Genomic DNA, 17,268 nt, shown 5'->3' on the forward strand with positions numbered 1-17,268 from the left:
TTCTTTCACATTACCGGTCGACGCCGGTAATACTCGGGTTAGCCGGTGTTACCGGACGTCACGTCGTGAGCTGCTCGACCAGTTCGGCTGCGCTGTCCACCGAATCCAGCAGCGCGCCGACATGCGCCTTGCTGCCACGCAGCGGTTCCAGGGTCGGGATGCGCACCAGCGAATCCCCACCGAGATCGAAGATCACCGAGTCCCAGCTGGCCGCCGCGATATCGGCACCGAACCGGCGTAGACATTCGCCCCGGAAGTACGCCCTGGTATCGGTCGGCGGGTTGTCCACCGCATCGAGCACCTGCTGCTCGCTGACCAGTCGCTGCATCGAGCCGCGGGCGACCAGCCGGTTGTACAGGCCCTTGTCCAGCCGCACATCCGAATACTGCAGATCCACCAGGTGCAGTCGCGGTGCGGACCATGTCAGGTTCTCGCGATTGCGGAAGCCCTCCAGCAGCCGCAGCTTGGCCGGCCAGTCCAGGATCTCGGCGCATTCCATCGGATCGCGCTCCAGCAGGTCCAGGACATGTGCCCAGGTCTCGACGACATGGCTGGCCCGCGGGTCGGGCTCGCGGGCGTCGACCAGTTTTGCCACCCGATCCAGGTAGATGCGTTGCAGCGCAAGCGCTGTCAGCTCGCGCCCATCGGCAAGTGCGACGGTCGCCCGCAGTGCGGGATCACGACTGATGACATGCACCGCGTGTACCGGCCGGGCCAACGCGAGGTCGGACAGGTCGATACCGTGCGCGGGCCCTTCCTCGATGAGGTCGAGCACCAGCGAACTGGTCCCCACCTTGAGATAGGTCGAGGTCTCGGCGAGGTTGGCATCGCCGATGATGACGTGTAGCCGCCGGTACTTGTCCGCGTCGGCGTGCGGCTCGTCGCGGGTGTTGATGATGCCGCGCTTGAGGGTGGTCTCAAGGCCGACCTCGACCTCGATGTAGTCGGCGCGCTGGGAGAGCTGGAATCCCGGTTCGTCACCGGAGGGCCCGATCCCGACCCGGCCGGAACCGGTGACCACCTGACGCGAGACCAAGAACGGGGTGAATCCGGCGATGACCGAAGAGAACGGCGTCTGCCGGGACATCAGATAGTTCTCGTGGGTGCCGTAGGACGCGCCCTTGCCGTCCACGTTGTTCTTGTAGAGCTGCAGTTTCGCCGCCCCGGGCACACTGGCCACGTGCCGGGCCGCCGCTTCCATCACCCGTTCGCCGGCCTTGTCCCAGATGACGGCGTCCATCGGATCGGTCACCTCGGGCGCGGAGTACTCCGGGTGGGCGTGATCGACATAGAGCCGGGCGCCGTTGGTCAGGATCATGTTGGCCGCCCCGACCTCGTCGGCGTCGACGATGGGCGCGGGACCTGTTCCGCGGGACAGGTCGAAACCGCGGACATCGCGGAGCGGCGATTCGACCTCGTAGTCCCACCGCGTGCGCTTGGCCCGCTGCAATCCGGCCGCCGCGGCGTACGCCAACACCGCTTGGGTCGAGGTCAGGATCGGATTCGCCGTGGGATCAGACGGCGAGGAGATGCCGTATTCGACCTCGGTCCCGATAATCCGTTGCATGAGCAAAGCCTAGGCGACGGGCCCGGTCGCGACGTCGGCGCGTCTACCGGCGGATGGGAGCGGTCGCGGTGCGGGCGGCCAGGTGCTCGGGCCTGCTCTGCTCGGCGGCATACGGCTGCCCGAGCCGGTTCTCGACCGAGTTGAACACCAGGAAGACATTCGACCTCGGCAGCGGGGTGATGTTGGAGCCCGAACCGTGCAGCAGATTGCAGTCGAACCACAGCGCGCTACCGGCTGCGCCGGTGAACTGGTCGATACCGTGGGCGTCGACGGCCTTGGTCAGGGTGTCTTGGTCGGGAACACCGAATTGCTGGGCCACCAACGATTTCTCATGATGGTTGGCAGGAGTGGGGCCCACGCATGGATAGAAGGTGTGATGCGACCCCGGGATCACCATCAGCGAGCCGTTGTAGGGGTAGTTGGGTGTCAGTGCGATCGAGCAGGACACCGCGCGCATCCGTGGCATCCCGTCCTCGGCATGCCAGGTCTCGAAATCGGAATGCCAGTAGAAGCCTGACCCGGTGAACCCTGGCATCAGGTTGATCCGGGCCTGATGTATGTAGACCTCACCACCGAGCAGCTGCCGAGCCACCGGTAGGACGGCGTCCGAGCGGACCACATCGGCGATCAGCGAGCTCAGCAGATGGGGCGCGAAAATGGACCGAATCGCGCCGCCCGGTTCTCGGATCACCCGCCGGTCATCGGGTGCGAGCTCGGCGGCCAGCCGATCGATCTCGGTGCCGAACGGTGCCACCGTCTCGGTGCCGATGGTTCCGTGGCGAATCAGGTAACCCCGCTCATCGAAGCGATCGAGATCGTCCGGGCCCAGTGGTCCCGAGTTCGACCTCCGGTCACACCACACGGTGGGTTCCTGGCGCGCTATCGGCGAGATGGCATGGTCCAGCCGGCTCGGATAAGGGTCGCGCAGGGTGGGCAGGACGGCAGTACTCATGCCTTCAACACCTGCCGGTCCAGCTGCTGTGGTGCCGGGTAGGCACCGGTCTCGTCGTGAACCTCGGTCCCGGTCACCGGCGGATTGAACACGCACAGCATCCGCAACTGCTCGACACAGGTGACGCGATGCCGTTCGTGCCCGTCGAGCAGATACATGGTTCCGGGTACCAGGTGATGGTCCTCTCCGGTCTCCAGGTTGGTCAGGGTGCCTCGGCCCTCGATCACCCAGACCGCCTCGACGTGATGCTGATAATGGAACTCGCTGACCGAATCCGATTCGATGACGGTCTCGTGGAAGGAAAATCCTACGCCGTCGCCGGCCAGGATGATCCGCTTGGATCGCCAGGCGCCCGCTGCGACATCGCGTTCGGTTCCGGTGATCTCGGCGGTGGTGCGCACGATCATGAAATCAACTCCTCATTGCTTGTGCGGTAGGCATTTTCAGATGGCGGTGGTGACCGATTCAGCCAGGATCTGTAGGCCGGACTCCAGGTCACTGCGCGATGTGGTCAGCGGCGGAAGAAGTTTGACGACCTCATCGGATGGCCCGCTGGTCTCGATCAGGGCACCGCGGTCGAAGGCCGCCCGACAGACCCGTCCGGCCGCCTCGGCCTCTTCGAAGCGCAGCCCTTGCGCCATCCCGCGGCCGCGGGCCGACACGCCGTCGTGACCCGCCGCGATACGCTCAAGGCCCTCGCGCATCAGCGCACCCTTATCGGCAGTCTCGGTGGCGAATTCGAGATCCGACCAATACGTTTCGAGTGCCTTGGCGGCCGTGACGAAGGCCGGGTTGTGGCCACGGAACGTGCCGTTGTGCTCACCGGGCGTCCACACGTCGAGATCCCGACGCAACAGGGTCAGCGCCATGGGTAGTCCGTAACCACTGATGGATTTCGACAGCGTGACGATATCGGGCACGATGCCTGCGGCCTCGAAGGAGAAGAATCCCCCGGTGCGGCCGCACCCCATCTGTACATCGTCGACGATCAGCAGGATGTCGCGGTCCCGACACAGGTCGGCCAGTGCCCGTAGCCATTCCGCACGTGCCACATTGAGTCCGCCCTCGCCCTGGACGGTCTCGACGATGACGGCGGCGGGACGGTTCAGACCGCTACCGGAATCGTCGAGCACCCGCTCGAACCAGCCGAAGTCCTCGGTGATGCCACCGAAATAGTTGTCGTACGGCATCGGGGTGGCATGAACCAGCGGGATGCCGGCCCCGGCCCGCTTCATCGAGTTACCGGTGACCGAGAGAGCGCCGAGGGTCATCCCGTGAAAAGCGTTGGTGAAGCTGATGATCGACTCGCGGCCGGTGACCTTTCTGGCCAGCTTCAGGGCCGCCTCGACCGAGTTCGCACCGGTGGGACCGGGAAATTGCACCTTGTAGTCCAGCCCACGCGGAGTGAGGATGAACCGATCGAAGGCCTCCAGGAACCGCTGCTTGGCGGTCGTCGCGATATCCAGCGAGTGCACGATCCCGTCCGCGGCAAGGTATTCCAGCAGAGCGCTTTTGAGGATCGGATTGTTGTGGCCGTAATTCAGCGCACCCGCACCGGCGAACATGTCGAGGAAGGTGCGCCCCTCGGTATCGGTGACCCAGGAGTCACGGGCCGTTGCCAGGGTCGTCGGCCAGGCCCGACAGTAGCTGCGGACCTCGGACTCCACCGACGCGTACACCGCGGGAAGGTCGGCCTCGCTCAGCGATGAGGCGTCGTGGAGCAGGGTTGGTTCGAGCAGCAAGGAACTATCCTCCATTGGATATCGGTCCATCTTCGACGAGATGGTTTGACGCACTGCGGGTTACAGTGCGTAATCAGATTGGTGCGGAGGTGGCGACGGGTCCGATGCGCAGCAGCGGCTCGTCCGCATGCGTCAGATCGGGGTCGAGTTGCGCCGCGGTGAAATGCGGTTGCTCCGACATCGGCACCCCGTGACGTCGGGCAAATGCCGCGAAGAACGCCCGCGACGGCGCGTTGTCCGGGGCGACCGTGGCTTCCACCGTCAGCGGCCGGCCACCACCGTCTTGTGCGACGCGGTGCACCAGATGGTCGAGCATCGCTGCAGCGATCCCGCCACCTTGCGCCGCCGACGCGACGGCAACCTGCCAGACGAACAACACCCCGCGTCGATTCGGCGGCGGGTAACCGGTGATGACTCCCGTCACGCGACCGTCGATCTCGGCGACGACCGACGTGTCGGCGAAGTCGGTGGCGAGCAGGAGATAGGCGTATGTCGAATTGAGGTCCAGCACATCGGTTTCGGCGACGAGGCGTCGGATGGCGATGGCATCGCCAGCGCGTGGCCGGCGCAGCACGGGCGCCTGGGTCAGATCGCTCTTGGATTGCCGGACTTGGGATTTGGTCGAGCCGTTCGTGTTCAGTAAGAGTCACCACCGAGCAGTTATCGATCATCGCGGAGTTTCGTATCTTCGGTAACCCGACCGTAATCGGCATTGCCCGGCCGGATCAAGCACCACCGTCGCCGCGGTACGCCGACGGACGCCCTGCCAACCTGCGGAAAGCCTGACAATCCCCAGCGCCGCCCGACGCCCGTCGTCGTTACCCAATCGTGACCTTGATTTCGACGGTGTGACCCCGCTCACGTGCGTCGATACCGGCAGCCGGTGGTGTGTTCGATTCGGCCGCCGATACCACTACCGACAGCTATCGTCGACACCAGCCGTACGCAGATAATTGCTGGTCGAGGCGTCGATTGACGCGTGAGGCCGTCGGCGCGCCACGCGTGGCCACACCGTCATGCTCATCGTTGACAGCGGGGTGTGGGGGCCGGCACACGAGTGACGCGCCGACCTCGGCCCCGACCGGTTCGCCCCGCACGTCCCGGGCCGCCCACGAAGCCGGTAGACATAGAGGCCTATGAGAGTGCTGATCGTCGAGGACGAACCTCGGCTGAGTTCCACCCTGGCCATCGGTCTGCGGGCCGAGGGATTCGTCGTCGTCGAAGCCGCCAATGGTGTGGACGGTCTGTGGCAGGCCACCGAGAACGATTTCGACGTCGTGGTGCTCGACATCATGCTGCCCGGCCTCAACGGTTACGAGGTGCTGCGCCGGATGCGCGCGAAATCGGTGTGGACCCCGGTGCTGATGCTCACCGCCAAAGACGGTGAGTACGACCAAACCGATGCCTTCGACCTCGGCGCCGACGACTACCTGACCAAACCGTTCTCGTTCATCGTGCTGGTCGCCCGGTTGAAGGCCCTGGTCCGGCGCGCCGCTCCGCACCAGCCACCTGTCCTCACCGCGGGGACGCTCTCGGTCGACCCGGGTCGGCGCACCGTGCAGCGTGGCGACAAGGCGCTCTCGCTCACCCCACGCGAGTTCGGCCTGTTGGAGTACCTGATGCGCAACAAGAACGTCGCGGTCACCAAAGCCGACATCCTGCACAACGTCTGGGACGCGCACTACGACGGTCCGGACAATGTCGTCGAGGTGTACATCGGTTACGTCCGACGCAAAATCGACATTCCGTTCGGTACCAGCACCATCGAGACGATCCGCGGTGTCGGCTACCGATTGACCGCCGACGACAACTGAACCACTGCGCGGGTACCGCCACCGGGACGGTCCTCGATGCTCACCCGGCCGCGGTGCGCCGCGACGATCTCGGCGACGATGGCGAGCCCGAGGCCGGTGCCGCCGGCATCTCGTGAGCGGCCCTCGTCCAGCCGCACGAAACGATCGAACACCCGTTGCCGATCCGCAGGCGGGATCCCCGGCCCGTCATCGCCGATGCTGAGCACCGCGGTGTCACCGGTGGTGCGCAGTTCGACCTCGACCGACGAGACCGCATGACGCGCGGCGTTGTCGAGGAGATTGCGCAACACCCTGGCCAGCGCGGCCGGATCGCCACTGACCCGCACGGGCTCGATGGCGGACCGCACCTCGATACGCGCTCCCGCGTCGGACGATCCGTCGATCTCCCGACGCATCCGACGCACCGCGTCGGAGGCCAGGTCGTCGAGATCGACATCATCGCGACGCAGATTCCACCCCCGCTCATCGGCGCGGGCCAACAGCAGCAGGTCGTCGATCAGCGAGCGCATGCGCTGCGCCTCCGGCATCAGAGTGTGCTCGGCAAGCTCGGCATTGAGCAGTTCCGGATGGGCCTGGGCGACTTCGAGAGCGGAGATGATGGTGGCCAGCGGACTGCGTAACTCGTGGGAGGCATCGCCGACGAAGCGCTGCTGGGCGGCGTGACCTGCCTCCACCCGCGCGAGCATCTCGTTCATCGTCAGCGCGAGCGCTGCGATCTCGTCACGCCCCTCGGGCACCGGCACCCGACCGGTGAGATCGGATGTGGTGATCTCGGCGACCCTGGACCGGATATCGTCGACCGATCGCATCGACCGGCGCACCAGCAGATATGTTGCCGCGGCGGAGACTCCGATCACCACCGGTGCCGCCACCGCGAGCGCACCGACCACGGTGGCAACCGTGGAGATGACCACACGGCTGCCCTCGCCGACCACGACGGTGTACCGATCCCCATCCGGCCCGACGACCGACTGGGCACTGAACCGAATCTGACCGACGGCCGAATCATGTTCTGGCATACCGATCAACGGCCCGGCGCCGATCTGGTCGATGGGGATCAGCGGGGTATCCGGTGCGCCCGGCGAGCGACGCACCACGGTGGACTGGCCGTCGATCACCTGGACGGACAGGATCCTGGTGTCCGTCGACAGCAGTTCGGCATCCAGTGCGGCCGGACCACCGGTGGCGACCGCTGCGGCCACCCGGGCCACGCGTGCGGCCGCGGCATTGTCGACGCCGGTGAGCATCGATTGGTAGAGCACCCAGGACACCACGACCGCGGTGACAGCCAGCGCGCCGAGCACCACGCTCGCCGCGACGAAGGCCGACCGTGCCGAGATCCCCCATTCGCCGGGGCGGGTCAGCACGGGTCTCATGCGTCCACTGTGCCAAACAACCGGCCGCCGATACCGCACAATATGGCGGTGTCGGAGTCCAGCCCACAAACACGCGACGAGCAGGTGCACGAGTGGTTCCTGCACCGGGGCTTGCCGCTGGTGCTCACCCGCCGGGTGCGGTCGCGTGCCCTGATCGAACGCTCCGCCCCGATGATCAGCTCCGTGGGGGCGTTGACGGCGGCGACCATGCTGCTTGCCGAGATCACCGGAGCGGACCCGAACTACGGGTATGCGCTGCGGTTGGGCGTCATCGCCGTCGTTCTGCTGGCCGCACCCTTCGCCCTGTATGTGCTGCACCGTCGCGATACCGCGCTCGGTGAGATGGTGCGCCGGTCGGGCGCCTGGTTGGTGATGGCGATCTTCGTCATCGTCATGCCCGTGACGGTCAACGGCGCGACCGCTGCGGCGGCCGCCGAAGTGCCGCTGTTCCTGTTGATCTCCCTCATCGCGATCTGGCTGACCTACCTCGGGTTCGGGTCGATCGCGTCATGGGCCTTTCGCTTCGCCTGGGTCCAGCTCGGTGCGCTCGGCAACCTGATGAGCCGCGCGCTGCCGCTGCTGATGCTGACCGTGGTGGTCTACTTCACCGGTGAGCTGTGGCAGCTGGCAGCCCGCATGACACGGCAACGACTCTGGGAGACAATCGGTTTCCTGGCTCTGATCGCGCTGTTGTTCATGGTCACGACGATCCGCGACGAGGTCAAGGCACTCCGCGAGGATCGGGCCGGGCAGACCGATCCGGCAAGTCTGCTCGCCGGAACCCCACTGGCCCCGCCGGCCGGCCACCAGCCCACCCGCACGCCACTGTCGCGCGCCGAACAGGTCAACGTGGTGGCCGTGATGGTGGTGTCACAGGCGATCCAGGTGGTGCTGTTCACTGCGGGCCTGTTCGCCTTCTTCCTTGCGTTGGGCATCATCGCCGTCCCCTATGAGGTGACGGTGCTGTGGGCAAGCGAACAGACCTGCGCGGTCGGCGAACCGCCCTGCGCGGGAACCTGGTTCGGAATTCACATTCCGATTCCGCAGACGGTGGTGCACACCTCGCTGTTCGTCGCGGTGCTCTCGGGTTTGTACTTCACGGTGAGCACGAGTGTCGATCCGCTCTACCGCGAGCGCTTCTTCGATCCACTGGTCGCCGACGTTGCCGTCAGCCTCGCCGGCCGTGACGCTTACCTGGAGATGGAGTCTGCCAGCTGAGTCTCCGAGTTTGCACTGCAGATTGCCAGACTCGGACATAGAATCCCTACGCTGCGCATCACCGGCGACCGTCCTGTGAGTGTCGATCACTGCGCAACACGGGATGAAGGGAAGATCATCATGGCCAAATTCGTGCTGCCCGCCGTCGCTGGTTTGTTCGCAGCCGGGCTCGCATTCGCTGCGCCTGCCTACGCCGACGAGGCAGGCTATTTCACCGCCCTGACCGACTACGGATACGGGGACACCTCCCAGGATGTCGCCCTGGATCTCGGGTACTCGGTCTGCAAGGACCTGGCCAACGGGGTGCCCATGCAGGTCACACTCGATGCGATCTACGAGAACACCAACGAGAACGTCAACCACGAAGACGCCAACTTCATCTACAAGACCGCCATCGTCCACCTCTGCTGAGCGTCGGCGCACGCGCGCCAACGCTCGCAGGTGGCGGCGCAGGCGCGCGTGCGGCGGGTCGGGTCTCCACCGCGCGCCCCCATTGGGTGCCCACGAGAACCATTGCCGCGCCGAGCAATCCGATCGGGGTGAGCGACTCCCCCGCGATACCGACCGCGATCATGACCGCCCATACGGGCTCGGTGCCGAGCATCAGTGCCACCCGGGCCGGCGTGCTCCGGCGTACCGCCCAGACCTGCAGCCCGAACGCGAACACCGTGCAGGCGATGGCGAGATACGCGGTCAGGGCCCACTGGCGCAGCGACATGTCCAGCACCGCACCGGACTGACCGAGCAGCACCGCCGGTGCCGCGGTCAGCACCGATACGGTGCACAGCTGGATCAGGGTCACCGCCGCCGGATCGACGATGCCCGGACGTCGCGCCATCACGGTGATGTGAAGTGCGCGCACCACCGCGGCCAGGGCGATCAAGGCGTCCCCGGCGCCGGGCGCGGCGAAGCCACCGGACTGGGTGAGTAGCGCACAGCCCAGCACCACGATCGCCGCGGGTAGGTAGAACAACGCGGGGGTTCCGCCGCGCGCCAGCAGCGGGGTGACCACCACGGTGAGCGCCATGATGAGTCCGGCGTTGGACGCCGATGTCTGCGTCACACCGTAGGTCTCGGTGATGCAGATGACGGCAAGGATCACCCCGAAGAGCGAGCCCGAGACGAGTTCGGTGCGCGTGATACGCCGCAGTCGCCGCGCCATCAGCACGGCCAGCACCAGCGCGGCGAGGGTGAAGCGCACCGCCAGGAAGCCGAACACCCCGGCCGGGGCGGCGGATTCCTTGATGGCGAGGTAACTCGAACCCCACACTGCCGCCACGGCCAGGAGTGCGAGGTCGACGCGGTATCGGGTCACGGGGACAGCCTGGCCGCCCGATGAGTGTGCAGTCCAGCTACACATTCTAAATGTAAGAAGTAGCATTCCTACATGGATGTGCAAAGGTTGCGGATGCTGCGCGAGCTCGCCGACCACGGCACGGTCGCTGCGGTCGCCGACGTGTTGTCGATGACGCCGTCGGCGGTCTCTCAGCAGTTGAAGACGTTGCAGCGCGAAGCAGGCGTCACCCTGCTCGAGCCTGCCGGCCGCCGCGTCCGGCTCACCGATGCCGGTCGGGTACTGGTCGGCCACGCCGATCAGGTGCTGGCAGCGCTGGAGCGGGCGCACGCCGATATGGACAGCTACCGCAGCACACCACGCGGACAGGTGACGGTCTCGCTCTTCCCGTCCGGTGCGGCGATGTTGTTGGCGCCGTTGATCGGCCACGCCGGCGCGCGCGGTGTCGAGGTGCTGGGCCGCGATATCGACGTTCCGGCGGCCCATGCACCACAGCAGCTCACGGAGTTCGACGTCGTGGTCGTGCATCGTGACGATCGCGATACGAGCTCGTGGGGACCGCGATTCAACTCGACGATGCTCCTGCGCGAACCGCTCGATGTGCTGATGTGGCCGACCCATCCGCTGGCAACGCGGCCCCGTATCGAGCTCTCCGAACTCGCGGGCCAGGACTGGGTCGGTGTGGCGGGCGGACTGATGGTCGACGATGCATTCAAGACGATGGCCACCCTGACCGGATCCAGCCCGCGAATCATCCAGCGGGTGAACGACTTCCGCGTCGCTGAAGAACTCGTCGCGGCCCGGATCGGCATCGCCCTGTTACCTCGCTACGTCACGTTGGCCCGCGATCTGGTCCGCGTGCCGATCGGCGACATGCGACTGGCCAGGCGGATCGAGGCCATCACCCGCGCCGGCGCCGAGTCGCGGCCGGCGATCGCGCTGGTGCTGGCTCAGCTACGCGCGATCGCATCAGAGGTCGCTGCGTCGACCAGCGAGTAGGTGTTGGCAAGATCGTCCTGGGTGACGATCGCCTCGGCGCCCGTGGTGTCGACGACGACCGGCGCATCGGGGACATAGGAGTGGAAACCCCAGCCCTCGGGTAGGGACAACCGCACCGCCAGACCGCTGAGATCGGACATCTCCAGGTCCTTGTCGACGGTCTGGCTGTAGGTCTGCATGATCCATCGGCGACCGGCGGGATCGCTGAGTTCATACACGCGACGTCCGGCGTCGAACACGAAGACCGCCCGCCGATCAACCCGATTCTCGCCGTAGGGCGATGGGTTCATCGCCGACAGTCTGACCGTCGCCTGGCGCAGCATGGCCAGGCCACCGAACGTGGCACGGGGCATGGCCGCACCGGGCGCCTTCTCGATACGGCTCATCAGCCAGTACCTCGGACCGTTCAGATGCGCCGCGAGCACACCATGCTCGGCCGCGATCGCCGTGGCGTCCAGGGCGTCCCACAGCTGCGCCGGACAGTCGTTGAGCCCGAAGGTGTTGTAGACCGTCGCCTGCAGACCGCTCTCGGCAGCCTCCACCAACAAGACCTCGCCGTAGCGCTTGCCGAAGACGTCGGCACCGGTTGACTGCACCGGAGGATCCTAAGCCGCGATCTACAGGTACTGGCCCAGATTCGACTCGGTATCGATGGCGCGGCTGGCCGACGAGCTCTTGCCCGTGACGAGCGTGCGGATGTAGACGATCCGCTCGCCCTTCTTCCCCGAGATCCTGGCCCAGTCGTCCGGATTCGTGGTGTTGGGCAGATCCTCGTTCTCGGCGAACTCGTCCACGATGGAGTCGAGCAGGTGCTGGATGCGAAGACCCTTCGATCCGGTCTCCAGCACCGACTTGATCGCGTACTTCTTGGCCCGGTCCACGACGTTCTGGATCATGGCGCCGGAGTTGAAGTCCTTGAAGTACATGACTTCTTTGTCACCGTTGGCGTAGGTGACCTCCAGGAATCGGTTGTCGTCGATCTCGGCGTACATCCGGTCGACGACCTTCTCGATCATCGACTTGATGGTGAGCGCGCGGTCGCCGCCGAACTCGTCGAGGTCATCAGCGTTGACCGGCAGATCCTCGGTGAGGTACTTGCTGAAGATGTCCTGTGCCGCTTCGGCATCGGGGCGCTCGATCTTGATCTTCACGTCCAGGCGGCCGGGCCGCAGAATCGCCGGATCGATCATGTCCTCACGGTTGGAGGCGCCGATCACGATGACGTTCTCCAGACCCTCGACACCGTCGATCTCCGAGAGCAGCTGGGGCACGACCGTGGTCTCCACGTCCGAACTCACACCGGTGCCACGGGTTCGGAAGATCGAGTCCATCTCATCGAAGAACACGATCACCGGGGTGCCCTCGGAGGCCTTCTCACGTGCCCGCTGGAAGATCAACCGGATGTGCCGCTCGGTCTCACCGACGAACTTGTTGAGCAGCTCCGGGCCCTTGATGTTGAGGAAGTAGCTCTTGGCCTCGCGGGACTCCTCGCCGCGCAACTCGGCCATCTTCTTGGCCAGTGAATTCGCGACGGCCTTGGCGATCAGCGTCTTACCGCATCCTGGCGGGCCGTAGAGCAGGACGCCCTTCGGCGGCCGCAGCGCGTACTCGCGGTAGAGGTCCTTGTGCAGGAACGGTAGCTCGACGGCATCGCGGATCTGCTCGATCTGACGGGTCAGCCCGCCGATATCGCCGTAGCTGACATCGGGCACCTCCTCCAGGACCAGATCCTCCACCTCCGCCTTGGGGATGCGCTCGAAGGCGTAGCCGGCCTTGGTGTCCACCAGTAGCGAGTCACCGGGGCGCAGCTTGCGCGGCTGCCCGTCGTCGAGGTCGGTCTCGTCGACCTCGACGCCCTCGGGCAGGAACTCCGCGGCGATCAACGGTTCGGCGAGCCACACGATGCGCTCCTCGTCGGCGTGGCCGACCACGAGGGCGCGGTGACCGTCATCGAGGATCTCGCGCAGCGTGCTGATCTCGCCGACCGCCTCGAAGGTGCCGGCCTCCACGACCGTCAACGCCTCGTTCAAGCGAACCGTCTGGCCCTGTTTCAGGGCGGCGACCTCGATATTGGGCGACAGTGTCAGCCGCATCTTGCGGCCGGAGGTGAAGACATCGACGGTCTCGTCCTCGTGTGTGGCCAACAACACCCCGTACCCGCTGGGCGGCTGACCGAGGCGATCAACCTCCTCGCGCAGCGCGAGCAGCTGCTGACGGGCTTCCTTGAGGGTGTCCATCAGCTTCGCGTTGCGCGCAGCCAACGAATCGATGCGCGCCTCGAGCTGCTGGATGTCGCGTGCGCTGCGAAGACCGCTACCCGCTCCCACCGTCTGCTCGAGTTGTTCACGAAGTGCCGCAGCTTCGCGGCGCAACCTCTCCAGTTCGGCGGCATCCTCGGCGGACAAGCCCGAACGCTCGGAATCAGTCATGTTGCGCTCCCTCCCGCACCGAATGTTGGCGCAGTAACAACTTCAACGCTACCGGCGATTCAGCCTTTGTGTGCGGTCTAGGAATTCGACACACCAGCAACGCTGTTAACCTCACGGAATACTTGGCCCGTTGGAAAGGACCACTGTGCTCATCAAAACCCTAGTGACCGGCGTAGTGACCAGTGCCGCAGCAGCCGGTCTGGTCACGGCTGCCGCTGCGGGCGTGTCGTCGGTGGCAGCGAGCAACGCACCGGCAATCGTGACCGTGGTGTGGGATACCCCGCTACCGCAGGCGCCCGCACCCGATCTGGCCGCGCCGTTGACGCAGACGCTCACCGCGCTCGCCAGCCCCGGCTCGTTCGCCGGAAAGGCGCCCTACATCCAGGGTGGCGTCGGACGCTTCGAGTCGATCGCGGCCGACCGTGCGTACAACAACGCGGCGCGTGAGGGCAAGTTCCCGCTGACCTTCAACGTCGTCGATATCGACGTCAACGGTCCCGTCGCCACCGCCAACGTCACCGCGACGGCTGCTACGGGCGGTACCGCGACCCAGCCGGTGACGTTCATCGCAGGGCCCAGCCCCACCGGCTGGCAGGTCACCAAGCAGTCCGCGCTGTCGCTGCTCTCGGCGGCCGGCTGACCGGACGGCAATGCGCCGCATCGGGGGTATCCCCCTCCTCACCAAGCAGGCATTGAGCGCCGTCACCTCGGTGGCGGCGCTCTTGCTGTCCGGATGCGCCGACCAGCCCGACCGCGGGACCGCCGCGCAGTCCCCGGCGCCCGCCCCCATCAGCACATCCGCGATGCCATTCCAGCCGCCCGCCGCTGCGCTGCCGGCACCGGAGGCGCTCACCGAGGTATTGGGCAAGCTGGCCGACCCTTCGATTCCCGGTGCGCAGAAGGTGCCGCTGGTGCAATTTGCCACCCCCGAAGACGCCGCGGCCCTCGATCGTTTCGCCAAGGCCACCGTCGACGCCGGTCTGGCTCCGCTGAGCTTTCAGGCGGCCGATCTGACGTGGGCGGACGGCACTGGCGCCGGTGTCAGGGACCCCGCTTCCGGGGACGCCGGTGATGTCGTGGCCACCGTGACGGTCGCACCGGCCAATCCGATTCCCGGCGCGGCGCCGTTCACTTTCCCGATGCAATTCACCCTGCACGACGGCGCCTGGCAGTTGACCAGGGACACCGCCGATCAGCTGCTTGAGTTGCAGGCGCAGAACCCGCTCCCCCCGGCCCCACCGACACCGCCGCGCTAGACCTGTTGCTTGCGCCGTTTGAGCAGCGTCGGGGTGATGGTTCCCGGAGCGAGCTTGCGCGCGGAGATCAGGAACGCGGTGTGCCCACGCATGTTGTGCTGGGGCCGCACCGCGAGACCGACGACGTTCCAGCCCCGCTGCATGGTCTCCCACGATCGCGGCTCGGTCCAGCACTGCTGTTCGCGCAGCGCCTCGACCGTGCGGGACAGCTGCGTGACGGTGGCGACGTACACGATGAGCACCCCACCGGCGACCAGCGCGCCGGCGACGGTATCGAGCACCTCCCAGGGTGCGAGCATGTCCAGCACCACCCGATCGACCTCCCGATCGAGCCCGGCTTGTCCGTCCGCACCTACCGGGTACTCGTTGAGGTCGGCGATGCGCAGATCCCAGTTGGCCGGTCGCTCACCGAAGAATGTCTCGACGTTGCGGATGGCGTGCACGGCGTGGTCGTCGCGGACCTCGTAGGAGATGACCTGTCCGGCCGGACCGACCGCACGCAACAGCGAACACGTCAGCGCGCCCGACCCGGCGCCCGCCTCGAGCACCCGGGCACCGGGGAAGATATCGCCCTCGTGGACGATCTGCGCGGCGTCCTTGGGGTAGATCACCTGGGCACCACGCGGCATCGAGAGCACATAGTCGATCAACAGCGGACGCAACACCAGGAACGGGTCGCCGTTGGTGGACTTCACGACACTGCCCTCGGGCAGGCCGATCACCTGATCGTGCGGGATCGCGCCGCGATGGGTGTGAAATTCCGCGCCGGGACTGAGCACCATCGTGTAGTGCCGCCCCTTGGCGTCGGTGAGTTGCACGCGATCGCCCACGACGAACGGACCAGTGATTGCCACGGGGCCCTAGCCTGCCAGACGCGCCACGGCCGGGCGTCGAGGGATTGGGCCAGGGATTGTCGGGGTGCCGACATAGGCTTCCGGTCATGAGCGTCGCCACCAGAACCGGACCGGCAACCGCTCGGCGCCCTGCCCTGTCCCCATCGCGCGCCGGCGATTTCAAGCAGTGCCCGTTGCTGTACCGCTTCCGTGCCATCGACCGGCTGCCCGAACCGGTGTCCGCGGCTCAGCTGCGCGGATCGGTGGTGCACGCCGCGCTCGAGGATCTCTACGCCCTGCCGGCCGCCCGGCGCGGGCACGACACCGCCCTGACACTGGTCGATCCGGCGCTGGAACGGGTCGCCGCCGAACATGCCGCCGGTGGCCAGGACCTCGATCCGGAGTTGCGCCCGGCGATCCTGCGCGACGCACGCAAGCTGCTCTCGGGGTACTACCGGCTGGAAGATCCGACCCGGTTCGACCCGCACAGCTGTGAACAGCGGGTGGAAGTCGAACTCGACGACGGCACGCTGCTCCGCGGATTCGTGGACCGCATCGACGTGGCGGCCACCGGCGAGATGCGGGTGGTCGACTACAAGACCGGCAAGGCGCCCTCGGAGGTCTGGGCGCTGGCCGAAGCCAAGGCCCTGTTCCAGATGAAGTTCTACGCGGTGGCGCTGTGGCGGTCCCGCGGCGTGCTGCCCGCCCGGTTGCGGCTGATCTACCTGGCCGACGGACAGGTACTGGACTACTCCCCCGACCCGGAGGAGTTGATCCGATTCGAGCGCACCTTGACCGCCATCTGGCGCGCCATCCAATCGGCTGGGCGCACCGGTGAATTCCGGGCCAAACGATCCAAGCTGTGCGACTGGTGTGCACATCAGGCGCGGTGTCCCGAGTTCGGGGGCACGCCGCCGCCGTACCCGGGCTGGCCGGAGGTGCCCGCCGAATGACCATCTCGCACACCGAAGGAGCGCGCGCACCGCACTACCGTCGGCTCGGATCCGATGGCGAGTTCCAGTTGTTCGAATCGACCGTCAGCACGGCCAGCAACTGGGGCCCGGCCATCCAGCACGGCTCCCCGCCGCTGGCACTGCTGACCAAAGCCATCGAGGAGTTGTACCGCGACCGGCCCCAGCTTCGGGTGGGGCGGCTGCTGCTGGACATCCTCGGCGCCATCCCGGTCGCTCCGGTACGGGTACGCGCCTGGGTACAGCGTCCGGGCGCGCGGATCAGCCTCGCCGTCGCCGAGATGTGTCCGTCCGATGCGCCGGACCGTCCGGTGGCCCGGGTGAGCGCATGGCTGTTGGCGATCAGTGACACCACCGATGTACGCACCGACCGGTACGCCCCGCTGGCCGAGGGTTCGGCGGTCGACACCGCGCACGGTTGGCTCGGCGCCCCCGGCTATCTGGAGACGGTGAGCTGGCGTAATCAGGCCACCGAACCGGGCCAGGCCGCCCAGGCCTGGATGAGCCCGCTGGTGCCGCTGGTCGACGACGAGCCGACGACCCCGTTGCAGCGGTTGGCCCAGGTGGTGGATTCTGCGAACGGGATCGGCGCCGTGCTGGATCCTGCCGATTTCGTCTTCCTGAACACCGACACTGCCGTGTATCTGCACCGCGCCCCGCGCGGGGATGATTTCGGCCTGCGTGCACGGGCGTCCATCGGCCCGGACGGTATCGGTGTGACAACGGCCGAGATCTTCGACCGGGATGGGTTCATCGGTACGTCGGCGCAGACCCTGCTGGTTCAGCGCGCCCGCTGACCGCTTGAATATCGCATTGC

At 66.5% G+C, this 17,268-nt stretch carries 18 protein-coding genes; 8 read left to right on the forward strand and 10 right to left on the reverse strand.

The window, feature by feature from the left end:
• Positions 1-58: 58 nt before the first annotated feature.
• The 5 genes from dop to ectA are packed head-to-tail and all read right to left on the reverse strand — an operon-like array spanning position 59 to position 4,850.
• Entirely contained in the window at positions 59-1,567 is a 1,509-nt protein-coding gene (gene dop, locus IC40_RS0114860) for a depupylase/deamidase Dop (protein WP_030135499.1), read from the reverse strand.
• 43 nt (positions 1,568-1,610) lie between these two features.
• Positions 1,611-2,519, reverse strand: coding sequence for an ectoine hydroxylase (gene thpD / locus IC40_RS0114865; protein WP_030135500.1), 909 nt, complete (start codon positions 2,517-2,519; stop codon positions 1,611-1,613).
• The gene (locus IC40_RS0114870; protein WP_030135501.1) at positions 2,516-2,926 is read right to left on the reverse strand and encodes an ectoine synthase; all 411 of its coding nucleotides are present in this window, start codon (positions 2,924-2,926) and stop codon (positions 2,516-2,518) included. Before IC40_RS0114870 ends, thpD begins: the two co-directional genes overlap by 4 nt.
• 36 nt (positions 2,927-2,962) lie before the next feature.
• A complete protein-coding gene (gene ectB, locus IC40_RS0114875) occupies positions 2,963-4,276 on the reverse strand; it encodes a diaminobutyrate--2-oxoglutarate transaminase (RefSeq protein WP_030135502.1) in 1,314 nt (437 codons plus the stop codon).
• A gap of 58 nt (positions 4,277-4,334) precedes the next feature.
• Entirely contained in the window at positions 4,335-4,850 is a 516-nt protein-coding gene (ectA, locus tag IC40_RS0114880; RefSeq protein WP_234411623.1) for a diaminobutyrate acetyltransferase, read from the reverse strand.
• 547 nt (positions 4,851-5,397) lie between these two features.
• On the opposite strand from ectA, the gene IC40_RS0114890 reads away from it, so the two are divergent.
• A complete protein-coding gene (locus IC40_RS0114890) occupies positions 5,398-6,075 on the forward strand; it encodes a response regulator transcription factor (protein WP_023985775.1) in 678 nt (225 codons plus the stop codon).
• Here IC40_RS0114890 and IC40_RS0114895 read toward each other — a convergent pair.
• Complete coding sequence (locus IC40_RS0114895) at positions 6,048-7,451, reverse strand: HAMP domain-containing sensor histidine kinase (protein WP_030135504.1); 1,404 nt, start codon at positions 7,449-7,451, stop codon at positions 6,048-6,050. The genes IC40_RS0114890 and IC40_RS0114895 overlap by 28 nt on opposite strands.
• A 42-nt stretch (positions 7,452-7,493) precedes the next feature.
• On the opposite strand from IC40_RS0114895, the gene IC40_RS0114900 reads away from it, so the two are divergent.
• Positions 7,494-8,669: a hypothetical protein gene (locus IC40_RS0114900; protein WP_030135505.1), complete on the forward strand. Its 1,176-nt coding sequence runs from the start codon at positions 7,494-7,496 to the stop codon at positions 8,667-8,669.
• A 120-nt stretch (positions 8,670-8,789) separates the two neighbouring features.
• Positions 8,790-9,080, forward strand: coding sequence for a DUF732 domain-containing protein (locus IC40_RS0114905; protein WP_030135506.1), 291 nt, complete (start codon positions 8,790-8,792; stop codon positions 9,078-9,080).
• Here the strand turns inward: IC40_RS0114905 and IC40_RS0114910 are convergent.
• Positions 9,046-9,984 carry a DMT family transporter gene (locus IC40_RS0114910; protein ID WP_030135507.1) on the reverse strand — a complete coding sequence of 313 codons (939 nt, stop codon included), beginning with the start codon at positions 9,982-9,984 and terminating at the stop codon, positions 9,046-9,048. The two genes, IC40_RS0114905 and IC40_RS0114910, sit on opposite strands and share 35 nt — an antisense overlap.
• A 72-nt stretch (positions 9,985-10,056) precedes the next feature.
• On the opposite strand from IC40_RS0114910, the gene IC40_RS0114915 reads away from it, so the two are divergent.
• Complete coding sequence (locus IC40_RS0114915) at positions 10,057-10,962, forward strand: LysR family transcriptional regulator (RefSeq protein WP_030135508.1); 906 nt, start codon at positions 10,057-10,059, stop codon at positions 10,960-10,962.
• On the opposite strand, the gene IC40_RS0114920 is transcribed toward IC40_RS0114915, so the two are convergent.
• Both IC40_RS0114920 and arc read right to left on the reverse strand, forming a co-directional pair.
• On the reverse strand, positions 10,914-11,558 hold the full coding sequence (locus IC40_RS0114920) for a hypothetical protein (RefSeq protein WP_030135509.1): 645 nt from the start codon (positions 11,556-11,558) through the stop codon (positions 10,914-10,916). The two genes, IC40_RS0114915 and IC40_RS0114920, sit on opposite strands and share 49 nt — an antisense overlap.
• Before the next feature lie 21 nt (positions 11,559-11,579).
• Positions 11,580-13,391, reverse strand: a complete 1,812-nt coding sequence (arc, locus tag IC40_RS0114925; protein WP_030135510.1) for a proteasome ATPase — start codon at positions 13,389-13,391, stop codon at positions 11,580-11,582.
• 145 nt (positions 13,392-13,536) lie between these two features.
• Between arc and IC40_RS0114930 the strand changes: the two genes are divergently transcribed.
• Both IC40_RS0114930 and lppK read left to right on the forward strand, forming a co-directional pair.
• Positions 13,537-14,031, forward strand: coding sequence for an MTB12 family secreted protein (locus tag IC40_RS0114930; RefSeq protein ID WP_030135511.1), 495 nt, complete (start codon positions 13,537-13,539; stop codon positions 14,029-14,031).
• Between the two features lie 10 nt (positions 14,032-14,041).
• Positions 14,042-14,647: a lipoprotein LppK gene (lppK, locus tag IC40_RS0114935; RefSeq protein ID WP_036460705.1), complete on the forward strand. Its 606-nt coding sequence runs from the start codon at positions 14,042-14,044 to the stop codon at positions 14,645-14,647.
• Here the strand turns inward: lppK and IC40_RS0114940 are convergent.
• Positions 14,644-15,501 (reverse strand): tRNA (adenine-N1)-methyltransferase, encoded by an 858-nt coding sequence (locus tag IC40_RS0114940; RefSeq protein WP_030135513.1) that lies wholly within the window; start codon positions 15,499-15,501, stop codon positions 14,644-14,646. The genes lppK and IC40_RS0114940 overlap by 4 nt on opposite strands.
• 86 nt (positions 15,502-15,587) lie before the next feature.
• Here IC40_RS0114940 and IC40_RS0114945 point away from each other — a divergent pair, with 86 nt between their 5' ends.
• Together IC40_RS0114945 and IC40_RS0114950 are read left to right on the forward strand one after the other, a co-directional pair.
• A complete protein-coding gene (locus IC40_RS0114945) occupies positions 15,588-16,433 on the forward strand; it encodes a RecB family exonuclease (protein WP_030135514.1) in 846 nt (281 codons plus the stop codon).
• Complete coding sequence (locus IC40_RS0114950) at positions 16,430-17,248, forward strand: thioesterase family protein (protein WP_042509710.1); 819 nt, start codon at positions 16,430-16,432, stop codon at positions 17,246-17,248. The genes IC40_RS0114945 and IC40_RS0114950 overlap by 4 nt, the downstream gene beginning before the upstream one ends.
• The last annotated feature ends 20 nt before the right edge of the window (positions 17,249-17,268 follow it).

The sequence above is a fragment of the Mycolicibacterium neoaurum ATCC 25795 genome, assembly GCF_000691525.1.
Classification (GTDB): Bacteria; Actinomycetota; Actinomycetes; order Mycobacteriales; family Mycobacteriaceae; genus Mycobacterium; species Mycobacterium neoaurum.

Bases quoted from the DNA above. Each gene is read 5' to 3' on its own strand.
- dop (WP_030135499.1), bottom strand. From the start codon at position 1,567: ATGCAACGGATTATCGGGACCGAGGTCGAATACGGCATCTCCTCGCCG.
- thpD (WP_030135500.1), bottom strand. From the start codon at position 2,519: ATGAGTACTGCCGTCCTGCCCACCCTGCGCGACCCTTATCCGAGCCGG.
- IC40_RS0114870 (WP_030135501.1), bottom strand. From the start codon at position 2,926: ATGATCGTGCGCACCACCGCCGAGATCACCGGAACCGAACGCGATGTC.
- ectB (WP_030135502.1), bottom strand. From the start codon at position 4,276: ATGGAGGATAGTTCCTTGCTGCTCGAACCAACCCTGCTCCACGACGCC.
- IC40_RS0114890 (WP_023985775.1), top strand. From the start codon at position 5,398: ATGAGAGTGCTGATCGTCGAGGACGAACCTCGGCTGAGTTCCACCCTG.
- IC40_RS0114895 (WP_030135504.1), bottom strand. From the start codon at position 7,451: ATGAGACCCGTGCTGACCCGCCCCGGCGAATGGGGGATCTCGGCACGG.
- IC40_RS0114900 (WP_030135505.1), top strand. From the start codon at position 7,494: ATGGCGGTGTCGGAGTCCAGCCCACAAACACGCGACGAGCAGGTGCAC.
- IC40_RS0114905 (WP_030135506.1), top strand. From the start codon at position 8,790: ATGGCCAAATTCGTGCTGCCCGCCGTCGCTGGTTTGTTCGCAGCCGGG.
- IC40_RS0114915 (WP_030135508.1), top strand. From the start codon at position 10,057: ATGGATGTGCAAAGGTTGCGGATGCTGCGCGAGCTCGCCGACCACGGC.
- arc (WP_030135510.1), bottom strand. From the start codon at position 13,391: ATGACTGATTCCGAGCGTTCGGGCTTGTCCGCCGAGGATGCCGCCGAA.
- lppK (WP_036460705.1), top strand. From the start codon at position 14,042: ATGCGCCGCATCGGGGGTATCCCCCTCCTCACCAAGCAGGCATTGAGC.
- IC40_RS0114945 (WP_030135514.1), top strand. From the start codon at position 15,588: ATGAGCGTCGCCACCAGAACCGGACCGGCAACCGCTCGGCGCCCTGCC.
- IC40_RS0114950 (WP_042509710.1), top strand. From the start codon at position 16,430: ATGACCATCTCGCACACCGAAGGAGCGCGCGCACCGCACTACCGTCGG.